A 16,245-nucleotide genomic window follows, 5' to 3' on the forward strand; every position below is an offset into this window, starting at 1 on the left:
CATCTCTTCGTCCAATGCGTTTTGTACCCAATAAACGACTTCTTGTGAAGATAAATATAGCCTCCCTTTTCATCGCTATTGGTATGCTTTTATCAGGCTGTTCTGCGGAGAAAAATACCCTAACCAGCAAAGCCTTTCACAACCTGGCTTCGCACTACAATGGTTATTTCTACGCGGAAGAAGAAATGACAAAAGTGGAGCAAGCTTATGCCAAGAGCATGACTGACGACTACAACCGAATTTTACGTTTATATCCCAAGCTAGACTCTACTCAATCTGCATCTTACGAGAAAGAATTAAAAGAAGTTGTGAAGATGGCCTCACTGGCTATTCAACATCATAAAAACAGCAAATGGGTTGATGATAGTTATATACTGGTGGGCAAAGCAAGGCTTTACGCATTGGATTGGGGTAATGCTATACAGACTTTTAAATTTGTAAACACCAATAGCAAGAATAAAGATGCTCGTCATCAGGCCATCATAAATCTGATAAGGGCCTTTACAGAACATGGTGAATATAATAATGCTAAAGCTGCATCTGATTTTTTGCAGAAGGAGTTGCTTAACCCTGAAAATCAAAAGCAATTATTTTTAGAACGCGCTTACCTCGCACAAACCCAAAATGATTTAGACAAAATGGTGTTTAACCTCACACTGGCAGCTCCCTTGCTTAGAAAGAAAGCTGACCGTCCGGGGAGAATCTATTTTATTATAGGCCAGGTCTATCAGAAACTTGGCTTTGAAGCCCAAGCCTACAACTACTATAGAAAGTGTTTGAGCACACATCCTGAATATGAAGTAGATTTTTATGCTCGCCTTTATTCAGCGCAGGTAACAGAAATTTCCAGAAGCAGAGACATCAATACAGCCAGAAAATCTTTTAAGCGCTTGTTGAAGGATAGTAAAAACAGAGACTTCAAAGACAAGATATATTACGAAATGGGGCTCTTCGAGCGAAAGCAAGGCAACATAGATCAGGGTGTACTATATTTAAATCAGGCTATCAGAATTGGCAACAATAAAAGAGTAGACGGGGAAGCCTACCTGCGTTTAGGCGAAATGAATTATGACAAAAAGAAATATGAATTATCGCAAGCTTATTATGACAGTGCCGTTAAAACCCTGCCAACAGATTATGAAGGTATTGCCGGCATCAAGAAGCGGCAGGAGATTCTGAATGAGTTTGTTCAGCACCTCACCACCATTCGTTGGCAGGACAGCTTGCTGGTAATGTCGCAAATGGATACAGCTGCCCTTCGCTTACATATCGAAACATCTGTAAAGGCCAGCTTAAAACCTGAGATACAGGGCAAGAAAAAGAAGAAGACTAACAGAATTAATATTGAACAAGCATCAACATCCATTTTTGCTTCAGATCCCAACGATCCGGCAAATGAGGGCAGCGCCTGGTATTTCGCTAATGCAAGCGCTGTAGCACTAGGGCAAACTGAATTTACACGAGTTTGGGGCAACATAGCACTGGAAGATAATTGGAGGATTTCACAACGTGCTACTAGCCGACCACAAGCCGCTGCCAATGATGCAGAAGCAGCTGATGTGAATGATGATGCAAATGAATCCGGCAATAGTCTCGCCAATACAGTAGCCGCAACACTCTCAAAAATTAAAGAACAGCTCTTGGACACAGATGAAAAAAGAGCTGAGTCTCTCAAAAAAATTGAAGATGCTTACTATATGTTGGGCGATATCTATTCACTTAAACTGGAAGAGCCTCGCAATGCCATTGAAACATATAATGTTTTGTTGAAACGATTCCCCGATACAGATTACAGAGCAGAGGTGCTTTATCGATTGTATATCCTTAACAAAGAAAGCAGTCCGGAAGAAGCGAATGTCTTTGCCAGCATACTTAAAAAAGATTTTCCTGAGTCATCATGGACTAAGATATTGCTCAATCCTGATTACCTGACTGAAGCAGGGAAAGTGGCTGTACGACAAAAAGCACTCTATGCACAGGCTTATGAATTCTACACACGCAATAATTACGACTCTGCCAACGCCACACTACAACATGCCATCGGACTTGGGTTGAGTAGCTTTACCCCTAACCTTGAGTTGCTTGAAGCGCTACTTACCGCTAAAACAGCAGGTACAACAGTCTTTAAACAAAAACTGCAAACTTTTATTGAAACCTATCCTGAGCACGAGCTGAATGCTTATGCTAAAAAACTTTTAGAAGCTGCCGAAAGAAAATCGATTGCTGAAACCCCGGCTACTGCTACTGCCTTTGATAATACGTTACAAGGTCAACATGTTTTTATAGTTACTTACAATCCACAAGAAGGGCTTGAGAATGCGCTGCAAAATGCCTTGCAAGCTTTTAATAAAAAGCATTATCCTCAGCAGAACTTCAGTACGAGCAACACCAAACTTACAGAAGACAAATTTATGTTCATCATATCCGGTATTTCTGACCATTTGGCGGCAAAAGCGTATATCAGCTTGTTTAATGAGAAGTTAGCCGCCATGAATGCACTTAAAAGTTATAATTTCAATAATTTTGTAATCTCTGAAGAAAATCTTCAAGAACTAAAGCGAACCCAGGCACTGCATGAGTACCTCATCTTCTATAAGCAATACTATCAAACAGAAAATCAATAGTTTTTTACTTATTGAAAAAAGCTGGCTGAAGAAACTCTTTCTATGGTTCTGGATATTATTTCTGGCCGTGTTGATAGGGTTTCCAATCTACATCTATTCTGTAAGCATAGATCTGTTCGGGCTTTTTGGAGGGATGCCTAGTCTTAAGGCCATTGAGAATCCTGAAAATGATCTTTCATCAGAGATCATCTCTGCAGATGGCACTTCTTTAGGAAGATACTTCCGTTACAACAGAAGTCAGGTTAGTTATTATGATTTGTCACCAGAGTTGGTAAACACATTGATTTTATCAGAAGATCACCGTTTTTACCAGCACAGCGGTATGGACTTCGTGGCCTACTTGCGTGTTATGTCAGGTATTCTTACACTTAATCCTAAAGGTGGAGGAAGTACAATAACACAGCAGCTTGCTAAAAATTTATATACTCAGAATCCAGATATGGGTCTGGATGGCACTTTCTCTAAATTGGGTAAGTACCCGCGAAGAGTTATTCAAAAAACAAAGGAGTGGATTATCTCCGTTTATCTGGAACGCAATTTTACCAAGGAAGAAATTCTTGCCATGTATTTAAACACAACCACTTTTGGCAACAATACCTACGGCATTAAGGTGGCAGCAGAGACTTATTTTAATAAGGCACCTGATAGTTTAAACATTCAGGAATCTGCTGTGCTTGTTGGTATGTTGCAGGCTGTAACGCGTTTTAATCCTGTTTCAAACCCTGAGAATTCATTTAAGAAGAGGAATGAAGTATTGGGCAAGCTTTTCAGGTATGGTTATATTAAAACAAGAGAAGAATACGATTCTATTAAAGCATTGCCGATTGAACTGAACTACAAAGTTCAAAATCAAAACGAAGGCTTAGCACCTTACTTCCGCACTGTTATACAAAACGATTTAATGAAGTGGTGTAAAGAAAACGGATATGATCTATGGGATTCGGGGTTAAAAATTTACACTACTATCGATAGTCGTATGCAGCGTTACGCAGAAGAATCTTTGCGTGAACACATGACGGCTTTGCAAAAAGATTTTGCGCAAAGCTGGGAAGGCAGAGACCCATGGATAGACGATAATTATCAACCCATTAAAGGATTTCTGGATTCCCGCATTAAACAAACTGACACTTACAAAAATCTGGTGGCACGCTATGGCGAAAATTCAGACTCAGTAAAAATTATGCTGAAGCTGAAAAAACCGATGCGTGTTTTTTCATGGAACGGTGAACGAGACACCTTGTTCAGCTCCATGGATTCGCTCAATCATTATAAAAGGTTTTTACAAGCTGGTTTTATGTCAATGGATGCGCACACCGGTGCCATCAAAGCATGGGTAGGTGGGATCGATCACAAATACTTTAAGTATGACCACGTAAAACAAGGTAAGCGTCAACCTGGCTCAACTTTTAAAGCTTTCGTTTATGGTACAGCCATTGAAACTGGTTATACACCTTGCCAACGCCTTCCCGATATTTCTCCAAGCTTTGATTTGCCCAGCGGCACATGGAGACCACTGAATGCTGAAGGTGGCTATGGCGATGGAACACGCTATACCTTGCGCCAGGCGATGGCTCGTTCTATTAACTCAATCTCTGCACAGCTTATTCAAAAAGTAGACCCTGCCAATGTGGTTGACTTTGCCAAGCGCACCGGTATTACGAGTCCATTAGAGGCAGTGCCTTCGCTATGCCTCGGTGTTAATGATGTTTCTCTTTATGAATTGGTAGGTGCCTACTCGGCATTTGTTAACCAAGGCATTTATACAATACCCTACTACATCACACGAATTGAAGACAAGCATGGCAATGTTATTGAAGCATTTACGCCAAAAACACGCCAGGCTATGAATGAGCAAACCGCTTATAAAATGGTGTACATGTTACAAGGAGGTGTACAAGAAGAAGGAGGTACTTCACGCGGATTACCAAAAGAGCTGAGAATCGACAACGAAATTGGCGGCAAGACTGGCACTACAGATAATGCATCTGACGGTTGGTACATGGGCATTACAAAAGACCTGGTGTCTGGAGCCTGGGTGGGTGGTGATGAGCGCAGTATTCACTATCGCTCATGGGCCAGTGGTCAGGGTGGTAAAACAGCAAGGCCGATCTGGTCTAACTTCATGACTAAGGTTTACGCTGACGAATCGCTTCCCTATAAAAAAGGAAAGTTCAAAACACCTGATTCAGGCATAGATATTACGTTGGATTGTGAACAATATGAAGTAGTTGAAGATCCTGAGAATACAGAGAGCTGGTCTCAAGATGATATTCGTTAACAATGAATGAAGAAAGTGCAAAAGCGCTGATCAGTATATTGCCTGAATCACCAGGCGTATACAGATATTATAATGATGCAGATACACTTATCTATGTTGGTAAGGCAAAAAATATTCGCAAGCGGGTAAGCAGCTATTTTTCCAAAACAGCAGGCATCAGCAGAAAAACACTAAAACTGGTTTCTGAGATTGAGCGCATTGAGTATACTGTTTCAAATAATGAGTTTGATGCTCTCTTGCTGGAGAATAATCTCATCAAACAAAACCAACCGAAGTATAACATATTATTAAAAGACGATAAGACCTTTCCTTATCTCTGCATACTTAAAGAACGCTTCCCAAGAATTATTTATACCCGAAAGTACATACCACAACAAGGAGAGTATTTTGGCCCCTTCTCCAGTGTTGTGGCCATGAAGAGTGTGCTGGAATTAGTTCAGAAACTTTACGCTATCCGCACCTGTTCACTTTTACTCAGTGAACAAAATATTAAGGCTGATAAATTTAAAGTATGCCTTGAATTTCATTTGGGTAATTGTAGAGGCCCTTGTGTCGGAAATCAGCAGGAGCAAGAATACCTGGAAGACATTGCACAAGCCAGACATATTTTAAAGGGCAATCTGAGCATTGTTGCAAACTATTTCCAGGAACAAATGGAAGCCTTTGCTGCTTCTATGAATTTTGAACGGGCACAATTTTTCAAAGAGAAGATTTTATTACTTGAAAAATACCAAAGTAAATCATTGGTAGTTAACCGATCCATTACAGATGTAGACGTTATCACACTCTTATCCAACGAGAATACGCTATACATTAACTACCTCTTATTAAAAGAAGGCGCTATCATATTTTCCAAAACTGTATTTGCACAAAAGCGTGTTGATGAGGCTGATGAAGAAGTATTAAGTACTGTGGCGCAAGAGCTGAGAGAGCAGGCGAATAGTCAGAGTAAAGTTATTCTCAGCAATATTCCCTTAAGCTTTGTAGAAGAGGGTGTTGAGAATACTATTCCACAAATCGGAGATAAAAAGAAACTGATTACCCTATCGCTAAAAAATGCTTTAGAGCTAAAGCGTGAAAAAGAAATTTCGAAAGAGGGACGAAAGAGCAAAAACAGAGAGGTGCTCGAGATTTTACAAAGTGATTTACAACTCAGAACGCTGCCAATCGTAATAGAGTGTTTTGATAACTCAAACTTTCAGGGAACATCACCAGTAGCCTCAATGGTTCGTTTTGTAGATGGCAAACCAGACAAAAAAGGATACAGGCATTTTAATATTAAAACAGTAGAAGGCCCCAACGATTTTGCATCGATGAAAGAAATTGTGGGCAGACGATATAAGCGGTTAATTGAAGAGCAAACACCACTTCCTGATTTAATTATTGTTGATGGTGGTAAAGGCCAACTCAGCAGTGCTGTTGAAGCACTTAAGGAGCTAAGTGTTTATGGTCGTGTACCGATTGCGGGTATCGCCAAAAGACTGGAGGAAATCTATTTACCCGAAGACACATTGCCTTTGCTGATCAATAAGAAATCACCCGGGCTTAGGCTCATTCAGCAAATGCGCGATGAAGCACACAGGTTTGCCATTACTTTTCATCGATTAAAAAGATCTAAAGTAAATAGCAGCTCATCGTTGGAGGAAATTGAAGGTCTTGGTAAAAAGACTGCTGAAAAACTACTGAAGCATTTTAAATCACTTAAGAAAGTGAAGGCTGCAAGCCTGGAAGAACTTAGTGCCTTGGTTGGAAATAGTCTGGCAGAAAAAATAAAACAAGCACAATAAAAAAGGGAGTGAAATCACTCCCTTTTTCTTTATGCCTGTTTGGAGATTAATACTCCCACAGATTATGTTCTTTTTCCATCAGAAGGTGTTCCTGACGATATACTTCATATACACCTTCAAATCTGTTTCCACCACTTGCCTGAATCATACCGATAATATCAATATCATCAGGGTTTTCAACTTTAGTAATGTAGCCATGGAATAATCTTAATAAGATAGCATCAGCGAAATTCTTATTCTGAGCAGTGTTTTGACGGTTAAACCAAACTGCCTTCTCAGGATATTGACGGAACTTCGCTTCCAGGTCTTTGTAACGGATAATTCCCACTTGCTTGTAGAATCCTGCTACGTCATCAAACACCTGCATAGCGATACACTGTATATCAAAGTATAATCTTGATCTTCTTTTATCGAAAATTAAATCTTCGTTTACAACCAAGCGTGTTACGTCTCTGGCTTCAAAAGTCAAGGCCATACCTTGTTGTGTAACAGCCCACTCACCATTTGGTGACTCTTCAGGATTTACACCTGTGTTATCTACCTGTGCTTCGTAGTTCTTGCCGTTAAACTTTCTGATATCACCCTGATAAGTTGCTTCAGAAGGATTCCATTCCGGGTAATCTACTGCCTGATTTCTTACCAGATTGGCAACTGCCTCCTCTTTTGTAAACTTAGTCTTGAGAGAATCATCTTTATAAAGCTCTAATTCCCCACTCTTTACTAAGTCAAGCATTAGTTTGGTTACTTCACCATTTCTGGCGAAAAAACCCTTGTTCTGCTTTTCTAATAGGTCAACCTGTCTCCACACCTTTACCTTGTAATGTTGCTCATAAAGCGCAATCGGGTCAAGGGAATTAGGATTATACTGTACTTCCTCAGGCTGCGCTAAAGCAGCACCCGAAGTAAGGGCTAACACAGCGACAGCAAGAATTCTCTTATTCATAATTAATTATTTAACCAATATCTGCACCATGTCAGACGTATTTGTAGGAACTGTTTCGTCACCACCCTTGAAAGTTTTGCGTACAATAGTTTTAGGTTCTATTGAGATAACATCACCAGGACGTAGTGCGCCAAGACCTTTCAAGTCAATGATTTCACTTGTATAATTAGAGAGTGTTCCTACTGCAGTACCACCTCTTACCAAGTAAACATTCATCTGACGGATTCTGAAGTTAGCATCCTTAGGAACTTCTTCCTTAAAGTTTGCCTCAGCTTCAGCATTTACTTTAATCTGTGGTGAGTTAGCGCGGATACCTTGCTTAGGATCAATATCACGGCCGGATGCATCTTTTGCAATAACGCGTGGACGTGGAATTGGCTTCGCTTCAAAGTTAACTGCTCCTAAACCAGCACCACCGTTAGCCACATTTACCGCGAACTTACGTTGTGAAGGGATGATGGTTACCACACCTGGCTTATCACCTTTCTGAATTTCAGAACCTGTACTGTTAAAAGTAGGGTTGAAGGCAGGGCCAAGGCCGCTCACTTCAAACGTTACAGCATTACCACAGTTCATGTAAAGACGAGGTGCGTTACCAGTAGTTACTTTAATAATAGGTTCTGCCACAAAGTATTCGATTGTACTAGAGAACGTTGTGTCAGCCAATTTAATATCAGCTTTAAAAGATTTCTTAGCCAAGCCTGTTGCTTTATCATAAGCACCACCGCTTGCTACGAATTCTACTTTACCAATAGGAATACCTGAAGTAGAAGTAGCATTCACTAACTTCTGACCATCGCGGTAAAACTCTGGTGTCACTGCTGAAGCCGCACCCGTAATAAACATTTCTGCTTCGTACTTAGTACCTGCTACAACTGTAGAAGACTTAGGCAACACCATGGGTACGAACTTATCGAAACGGATAGTACCTACGTTAGCATCTTCCGCCAATTTGGCTAATGCCTTGCTTTCATACTCCAGCAATTCAGTTTGTATCTGCGTTACAGAAGCTAGTGCTGCAATAGGAGGAGTGTTTTCGAACATGAAAGTTCTGAAGTCCTTGTTCGCATGTTTTTCATTGTCCTTAAACATGTCAATTTCTTCAGGGGACTTTGTTAATTTTTCAAACTTTTCTGTAGGGCACAAGGCACTTATTTGCGCCACATAGTCGTTGAGAAGCTTTTCAAAACCAATACCGTGCGGAGAACGAGGGTCAATCATCATGGTGGCTACTTTCGAGCCGTGGTCATTGATGAATTTGTCATCGATCTTATCTGTTCCTGAAGCTTTCAGCATTTCTGCTTTTAGGTTATCAATGCCGGCAAGTGTTGTTTTTGTCAACTCTCTCACCTTACCTGCATTTTCCTTCGCTTTTAGAACTTTAGGATTTTGATTTTTTCCTGCCTCCTCAATAATATGATCAAGCGTAGCTTGATTCTTAATATTACCATCAGCAATGAGTTCGTCAAGTGTTGCGTGGATGATGGCAAATTTCTCTAAGATGGCACTACTAACCTGGAGAGCCAAAAGGGCTGTCAGTACCAGGTACATCATACCAATTAGTTTTTGCCTCGGGGTTTCCTTACCACCTGCCATAATTAATTGAGTTTAAATCTTGTTACTAAAAATATAAGACAATGAGCAATGAAATATTACTGGCCACTACCTTTCATGGCAGTAAGCATGCTGCCGTACACTTTGTTAAGTGAAGTCAGGTTGTCAGTTAATTTTCCTAATTCGTTGGTGAACTTGGCGGTGTTATCACCCACTTTAGAAAGACCATTCATAGCACCTGTTAAGCTTTCATAGAACTTATTCATGTTCTTAACATGGCTATCTGCATCTTTCAGCTCCATCTCATATACTGAGTTAAGTGCCGCAAGATTTTTAGTTACTTTCTGAACCTGAGCGTGGTATTCGCCAGTGTCTTTTGAAGCATCCGCCATGGCAGAAACTGCTTTCATCGCTGTTCCGTATGACGTGTTCATATCTGCTAATGACTTAGAAGCTGATTGTACGTTTTTAGCGTAATCGTTAGTCGCAACAGCGGCATTAGCAAGGTTTGACATCTGCGAAGCAGAAGTAGCCAAGTTTGTCAAACCTTTTCCAAGGTTATCCAACAGGTTTTGGTCAACTTTTGCATTCTTCAGCATATCATCTATTCTTAATAGAGCAGAATCACCAGCTGCAGGAGCACCTGCTTTACGCACGGTTGGTGTTGCAGGGGCACCCTCGAAGTCCTCAGACAATTCAGGGTAAACTTTTGACCAATCTGGTTCTTTGTGAGGCGGTTCAAAGGCACTCAGGAAGAAGATCGCAGCTTCAACAAGTAGACCAACCATTAACATTTGGTCAGCACCTGTTAGGTGAAGAATTTTAAATAAAGCTCCGACAATTACCACGGCTGCACCAATACCGTAAACTTTGGGCATAATGGTTTTAAAGAGAAGCTCAACAAATCCGCCTTTTTTCTTGCTCATTGTAGTATGGGTTTAAATCTGATGTTTAACGTTTTTTAAATATAGAGAGACTTTTTAAATATTAAAATTCTTGTCCGGAAGAGCGGCCCAGGTGAGTCATTGCGCAACGGAATCCTATGTACGCACGGGTAGAATCTTTGAATTCATACGTACGTGTACCTGTTTCAAGGTAGTAAGCCACATCCTTCCACGAACCTCCACGAATAACCTTTTTAGGAGCAATTTTCTCGTTGTATTTTTTGCTGTTCGGATTGGTCCGCTCATCAATGTACTGAGGGTTCAAATCCCACACAGTAGGCACTGAAGCTGCATAGAAATCATCCAGACACCATTCGGAGGCATTACCAGCCATGTCGAATAATCCGTAATCATTAGGGAAGTAAGCCGCAACCGGTGCTGAGTAGGCAAAACCATCATCGAAGAAGTTACCACGGCCTGGCTTGAAGTTGGCTAACATACAGCCTTTTGAGTTACGGATATAAGGGTTACCCCAAGGATATTTCGCTAAATCACGACCACCTCTGGCCGCATATTCCCACTCTGCTTCTGAAGGCAGGCGGAAAGCAGGCATTGGAGGCTCACCGTTTGTTTTACGGAATTCATTCCAATAAGCCGTTCTCCATTCGCTGAAGTAAGTTGCTGACTCCCAATCGATACCCACTACCGGATAATCATCGTACGCAGGATGCCAGAAATAATAATCCTGAATTGGATCACCCATGTGGTGTGCAAAATCCTTCACCCATACGGTTGTGTCAGGATAGAAATTTTGTCTGAAGTCTTCTGTAGAAGGTGATTCAAAGCCTTCAATAGCTCCATTTTCGTATAAATGCCAATTTACAAACTGACGGTACTCATTATTAGTGATCTCGGTATCATCCATAAAGAAAGGACCGATGGTTACTTGCTTGTTGTAGTTGATCTGAGTTGAAGCGGGATCTTCGTCAGCCTGACCCATGTGGAAAGTACCGGCAGGGATTGGTACCATACCCAATGGTATGACCATTGCCCAACCTTCTCGGCCAGCCACGCCAATTACCTGGCCTTCATCTCCTCCACTTTGCCCCAAGCCCAGCAGGCCGCAAGCTCCTGCCACGAATCCAGCAAGAATTAAAAAAATCCTTCCGAGGGTTGTCTTATTCATAGTACGCAATTTGATAGTCGAAATAAGTTGTTTCTAAATAGGTTCACAAATTCTACAAAATTGAACGAAATCCAAAATTAAAAAAAAGCACTTAGTGCCTATACCTTGGCGTTCGAACGATTTTTTTACTTGTACCGGGGCTTACAGGTAAGTCGTAGCTAAGCATAACTTCGTGAGATGTAGGCTGTTTAGCAGCCTGATCTTTAACCACATAGTCCATTGAGTAGCCTAATCTTAATGATTTATCTTTTAATAAACTGTACCCCAATAAAATGGATACTGCCTCTGATTGCCTGAACGACAGACCGCCCCACATCGTATTTTTATAGTATGCCAATCCCGATAAATCAACAGATGTCTCGTTAAGATCTGTTTTTACCCAGGTGGTAAACAGAAAGGTCAAGTCGAAACTCATGTCGTAGTAATAGCCTCCGGTAAAGTTTACATGGTTCTCTAAAGCGGCTCTGGTTGCGTCTGCTCCAAAATCAAATTCAGATTTAAGCAGGTGGTTAAAACCTACGCCAGCATAATATTTTTCAGATCTATAGAATAAACCAAAGCCCAAATCTGGCTTTATCTGCGATTCTTTGCCTTCAGTTATGTTCGGGTCTCCACCATCTACATAGCGATATATTCTGCCATTAACTGTTTGCGAAAACATTCCGACCTTAATACCGATACTTAATTTATTGTCTTTAATCCCCAAATGGTAGGCATAATTAACCTGAGCTTCGAGGCTATTAAGTGGCCCGGTAATATCATTCATGATATAGGTACCAAAGCCGCTGTGTAATTTAAATATAGGTGTGTTGAAGCTAACCAATTGAGATACAGGGGCGTTTCCTTCGCCAAAGCTGGGTTGATATCCAAGCCACTGACTTCTGTGCACAGCAGAAAAACGCGTAACACCATCAACCCCTGCAAAAGCAGGCGTTAAGTACATGTTGTTAAACATGTAGTGCGTAAACAGTGCGTCTTGCTGAGCTTGAACACTGAAAGCCGCAAAAAATGTTATCGCGAGAGCGGTATAAAACGACTTCTTTGACATGTATTACTAAAAGAGATGCTAAAGTAAATGTTTTTTATCGATACAATCAACACCGGGGTATTAAAGTATTTTAAAAAACAACTAAATCTAAAACACCGATAATGAATGAGTTATCGAATTCCGTTTGCCTTCTTTATATACAATTCCAAGGCTCCTGTCATGCTTGGGGCATTCGGAAGCGGGGCTTCAATATCTAAAATCAGACCTGCATCACGTGCTGCCTGAGCCGTTGTAGGACCAAACGCTGCAATTCGTGTGTTATTTTGTTTAAAATCAGGGAAGTTCTGAAATAATGAAGTAATGCCTGAAGGGCTGAAAAAAGCCACTATGTCATAAAAAACTTCTTTGAGATCCGACAAGTCAGCTGCCACCGTGTTATAAATGATTGCCTCTGTAAAAGTATAGCCGTTTTGCCTTAAAAAATCAGGAATATCATTTTTACGAATATCAGAGCAGGGGAAGAGGTACTTCTCATTTTTATGCTTTTTCAGCAATTCGAGCAAATCCAACGCGGTTTTAAGGCCTGTGAAAATTTTGCGCTTTCTGATAACGATGTATTTCTGCAGGTAGTTGGAGGTTTGGTCCGATACACAGAAATACTTCATATCGGCAGGCATTTCGATCTTTAACTCACCACAGATAGTAAAAAAGTGATCTACCGCATTTCTGCTTGTAAAAATGATCGCTGTATGCTGTAGTATGTCTATTTTCTGTTTCCTAAATTCTTTAACAGGAACCGGTTCAACCTGAATGAAGGGTCGAAAATCTATTTTAAGATTAAATTTTTCAGCTAACTTAAGGTAAGGAGAATTTGTATCTGCTGGAGCCTCTTGTGTAACCAAAATGCTTTTCACTTTTCGCATTCTGTCCGTAGCAATTTCACTCATATCAACACCTGGGTAGTACTAGTAATACAGAATTTTTAAAATAATCAGAGAAGGTATTATTTCTGTGGCACAAAGGTACGAAAATAAATGGAATGGACTGATGCGGGCTTTGGCTGCGATTTTGAAAAAAGCCAAAACGATCCACATAACGAGGATAGTGCCTGCCGCCATGTAAAAGAAATTTATCCAGCCTGCCCCTGCACTGCGGGTAAGTATGCTAATTGCCAGCAGGGATACTGAAAAGCCTACAAACAAGAAAAATAATCGTGTCCAGTTAAAAAACTGCATCCCTGCCACATCGCGCAATTGGAAAAGTGTTGCAAACAGGTAGATGGTCAGCATTTTAAGACTAAAAACTAAAATTACCAGCAAGCTTAGCAGCAACCACTCCCGCATAAGATCAGACAAGGAGTCAGGTTTTATTAAAAGTTTATCTGGAAGATGTACAAATAGAAGCAGTAAAAAGAAGGCAATGGTGAGACTGCTGAATCCGTAGAACAAAAAATTACCACTGCTGGTAATTCTTGTGTAGACGATGCTGTCTTCACTTTCACGCATGGAAAATATTTTGCTAACAGAAAAATAATCTGATGCCAGCTTAGGATTTAGCTTAATAATGAGAATCAGCAGCATTAAAATGATGCCTGCGCCAATAAGCACGAAATTGGTAAGAAAAGCCGATGGCCGCTTTTCATAAATAGATTTTGATTCTACCAGTTGGTGCCTGACTAATTGGGTAAGCAATGAACCGGTCTCTATGTTATCCTTGCTGTATATGCTAATGGTGAAGTCCGTTTTTGCCAGGCGCTGGCGCAAACTGTCCACCGGAATCAGCAGGTTTTTTTGATCCGTCCAGAGCAGTTGTTGGTCGATAAATACAGAAAAAGGCTTGATTGACCTCAACTTCAGGTAGTCTCCATGCCCTAAGGAGCCTTTTATTTGAAAATGGATGGCTTTTGTTTGCTGCGCTGCATCAAATTTTTTGTAGCCTGCATCGGTATACGTAAACCAATCTTGTTGCAAGTCGCGGCTAACCTGTTCGTTTTGGGCAAACAGGTTTACTGACAGAAGAAGTGTTAAAAACAATAAGGGTTGCTTCATGGAATGACCGCAAAAATAGGACACTTTCGGCAGCCACAAAATGCATGTAGCTTTGTTGCATGGCAGGCGTTTACTTTCACATTCCTTTTTGCAGGCAAGCATGCCACTATTGCGACTTCCATTTCTCTACCAATCATGAGCTTAAGGCTGATATGGTTGAGGGTTTACTTAGGGAAATGGCACTCAGGTATGATTACCTGGCCGGAGAAAGCATTGACACGATCTATTTTGGCGGGGGCACACCCTCGCTGCTTGCTGCAGACGAAATTAAAAAACTGTTAACGGGACTTGAAAAACAATTTACAGTATTACCCACTGCTGAAATTACCCTGGAGGCAAACCCTGATGATTTAGATTTTCAAACGCTCGTAGCTTTAAGAAGTGCCGGTATCAGCAGACTAAGTATTGGCATACAGTCTTTTCACAACCACCATTTACAGTTTTTGCATCGTGTGCATAATGCAGATCAAGCTAAAGTTTGTATTGAAGATGCGCGAAAGGCGGGCTTCAATAATATCAGCATTGATCTGATTTATGCACTTACGCAGGAAACCGATGAAGAGTGGCGTGAAGATATACGGCAGGCCTTGCTTTTAAAACCAGAACACATTTCAAGTTATTCGCTCACCATAGAACCTCAAACTGTTTTCGGGAAGTGGGCCAAGACAGGGAAACTGCATGTTACGGATGATGATGTGGCCGCACGACACCTGGAAATACTGGTTGATCAGCTGGAGGCTAGTGGTTATGAACATTACGAGGTTTCTAATTTTGCTAAACCCGGCTTTCAATCGAAGCACAACAGCAGTTATTGGAAAGGTGCACAATACCTGGGGCTTGGCCCGAGTGCGCATTCCTATAATAAAGGGAGTCGTCAGTTTAACGTTGCCAACAATCACGTCTACTTGCGTTCGATAAAAAATGGAGAGGTGCCTTTTGAAAAAGAAATTTTAAGTCGAGCCGATAAGGTGAACGAATATATACTGACCAGTCTGCGCACCAGTTGGGGTTGTGATAATCTCTATCTTAAGAATGAACTAGGTTATGATTTACTTAATGAGCAATCTGCTTATCTTCAGGATATAATTAAAAGTGAATACGCCCGACTTGATAATACAGTATTGTTATTGACGAAGAAGGGAAAATTACTGGCTGATAAAATTGCTTCCGACCTGTTTATAAGTTTATGATCATTTCGTTTTCATTTAACAACAAAAACTATCGTGCTGACTTGCAACAGGGGATTGATATCTCCATTCCATTAAAAAACGGAAATGAAAACCCGAGTTGCTATTATGCGGAAGCACCCAACTTTGAGGTAATCAAAGCAGGAAGTTTTATCGGTAGCGTAAAGGAAGGTGGTGTAGTTAACCACCGAAAAATAACTTTTACACCGCATGGCAACGGTACCCATACTGAATGCTATGGTCATATTGCTGCTGACGAAACAGCAACAATTAATAAAAGACTTAAAAATTCTCATGCATTGGCTGCTGTAATTAGTCTAATGCCAGAGGCATTAACCAACGGTGATCGCCTGATCACCCTGGATAGTTATAAAGAAAAGGCAAGGCATGAGGATGTGTCGGCCATCATTATCCGGAGTTTGCCTAACGAGGTAACAAAACAAACAAGGCAATACTCTGGCACAAACCCACCATTTATGGAGGCAGCACTTGCTGCTTACTTTGCCGAAAAAGGTGTTGAGCACTTATTGCTGGATTTACCAAGTGTAGATAAAGAAGTGGATGAAGGCAGGCTGGCTGCTCACAAGGCTTTCTGGAAAGCTGGAGATGAGAGCCGTAAGCATTGCACCATCACTGAAATGGTGTACGTGCCCAACCATGTACAGGATGGACTGTACTTTTTGAATTTGCAGATTGCCCCTTTCGAAAATGATGCAAGTCCGAGCAGACCAGTTTTGTATAAAGTAACAGAATTTCTACCTTGAGG

Annotated in this window: 12 protein-coding genes; 5 read left to right on the forward strand and 7 right to left on the reverse strand. The window is 40.9% G+C overall.

Going from position 1 to position 16,245, the window contains the following annotated elements:
* Positions 1-44: 44 nt before the first annotated feature.
* The 3 genes from porW to uvrC are packed head-to-tail and all read left to right on the forward strand — an operon-like array spanning position 45 to position 6,689.
* On the forward strand, positions 45-2,624 hold the full coding sequence (gene porW / locus ACO1XM_RS19450; protein WP_486232126.1) for a type IX secretion system periplasmic lipoprotein PorW/SprE: 2,580 nt from the start codon (positions 45-47) through the stop codon (positions 2,622-2,624).
* Positions 2,575-4,902 (forward strand): penicillin-binding protein 1A, encoded by a 2,328-nt coding sequence (locus tag ACO1XM_RS19455; RefSeq protein ID WP_486232128.1) that lies wholly within the window; start codon positions 2,575-2,577, stop codon positions 4,900-4,902. Before porW ends, ACO1XM_RS19455 begins: the two co-directional genes overlap by 50 nt.
* A 2-nt stretch (positions 4,903-4,904) precedes the next feature.
* Positions 4,905-6,689: an excinuclease ABC subunit UvrC gene (gene uvrC / locus ACO1XM_RS19460; RefSeq protein ID WP_486232130.1), complete on the forward strand. Its 1,785-nt coding sequence runs from the start codon at positions 4,905-4,907 to the stop codon at positions 6,687-6,689.
* Positions 6,690-6,735: 46 nt separating this feature from the next.
* Here uvrC and porN read toward each other — a convergent pair whose 3' ends face one another.
* The 7 genes from porN to ACO1XM_RS19495 form a co-directional block, all read right to left on the reverse strand.
* The gene (gene porN / locus ACO1XM_RS19465; protein WP_486232132.1) at positions 6,736-7,632 is read right to left on the reverse strand and encodes a type IX secretion system ring subunit PorN/GldN; all 897 of its coding nucleotides are present in this window, start codon (positions 7,630-7,632) and stop codon (positions 6,736-6,738) included.
* 6 nt (positions 7,633-7,638) lie between these two features.
* A complete protein-coding gene (gene porM, locus ACO1XM_RS19470; RefSeq protein ID WP_486232134.1) occupies positions 7,639-9,228 on the reverse strand; it encodes a type IX secretion system motor protein PorM/GldM in 1,590 nt (529 codons plus the stop codon).
* A 56-nt stretch (positions 9,229-9,284) separates the two neighbouring features.
* Positions 9,285-10,112 carry a type IX secretion system motor protein PorL/GldL gene (gene porL, locus ACO1XM_RS19475; RefSeq protein WP_486232136.1) on the reverse strand — a complete coding sequence of 276 codons (828 nt, stop codon included), beginning with the start codon at positions 10,110-10,112 and terminating at the stop codon, positions 9,285-9,287.
* 61 nt (positions 10,113-10,173) lie between these two features.
* Positions 10,174-11,256 carry a T9SS ring complex lipoprotein PorK/GldK gene (porK, locus tag ACO1XM_RS19480; protein ID WP_486232138.1) on the reverse strand — a complete coding sequence of 361 codons (1,083 nt, stop codon included), beginning with the start codon at positions 11,254-11,256 and terminating at the stop codon, positions 10,174-10,176.
* 91 nt (positions 11,257-11,347) lie between these two features.
* Positions 11,348-12,304: a PorP/SprF family type IX secretion system membrane protein gene (locus ACO1XM_RS19485; protein ID WP_486232140.1), complete on the reverse strand. Its 957-nt coding sequence runs from the start codon at positions 12,302-12,304 to the stop codon at positions 11,348-11,350.
* Positions 12,305-12,414: 110 nt separating this feature from the next.
* Positions 12,415-13,191: a uroporphyrinogen-III synthase gene (locus tag ACO1XM_RS19490; RefSeq protein WP_486232142.1), complete on the reverse strand. Its 777-nt coding sequence runs from the start codon at positions 13,189-13,191 to the stop codon at positions 12,415-12,417.
* Positions 13,192-13,209: 18 nt separating this feature from the next.
* Positions 13,210-14,292, reverse strand: a complete 1,083-nt coding sequence (locus tag ACO1XM_RS19495) for a DUF4271 domain-containing protein (RefSeq protein ID WP_486232145.1) — start codon at positions 14,290-14,292, stop codon at positions 13,210-13,212.
* Positions 14,293-14,351: 59 nt separating this feature from the next.
* Here ACO1XM_RS19495 and hemW point away from each other — a divergent pair, with 59 nt between their 5' ends.
* The gene (gene hemW, locus ACO1XM_RS19500) at positions 14,352-15,482 is read left to right on the forward strand and encodes a radical SAM family heme chaperone HemW (protein WP_486232147.1); all 1,131 of its coding nucleotides are present in this window, start codon (positions 14,352-14,354) and stop codon (positions 15,480-15,482) included.
* Entirely contained in the window at positions 15,479-16,243 is a 765-nt protein-coding gene (locus ACO1XM_RS19505; RefSeq protein WP_486232149.1) for a cyclase family protein, read from the forward strand. The genes hemW and ACO1XM_RS19505 overlap by 4 nt, the downstream gene beginning before the upstream one ends.
* Positions 16,244-16,245 lie beyond the last annotated feature (2 nt).

It is taken from the genome of Chryseotalea sp. (assembly GCF_057350905.1).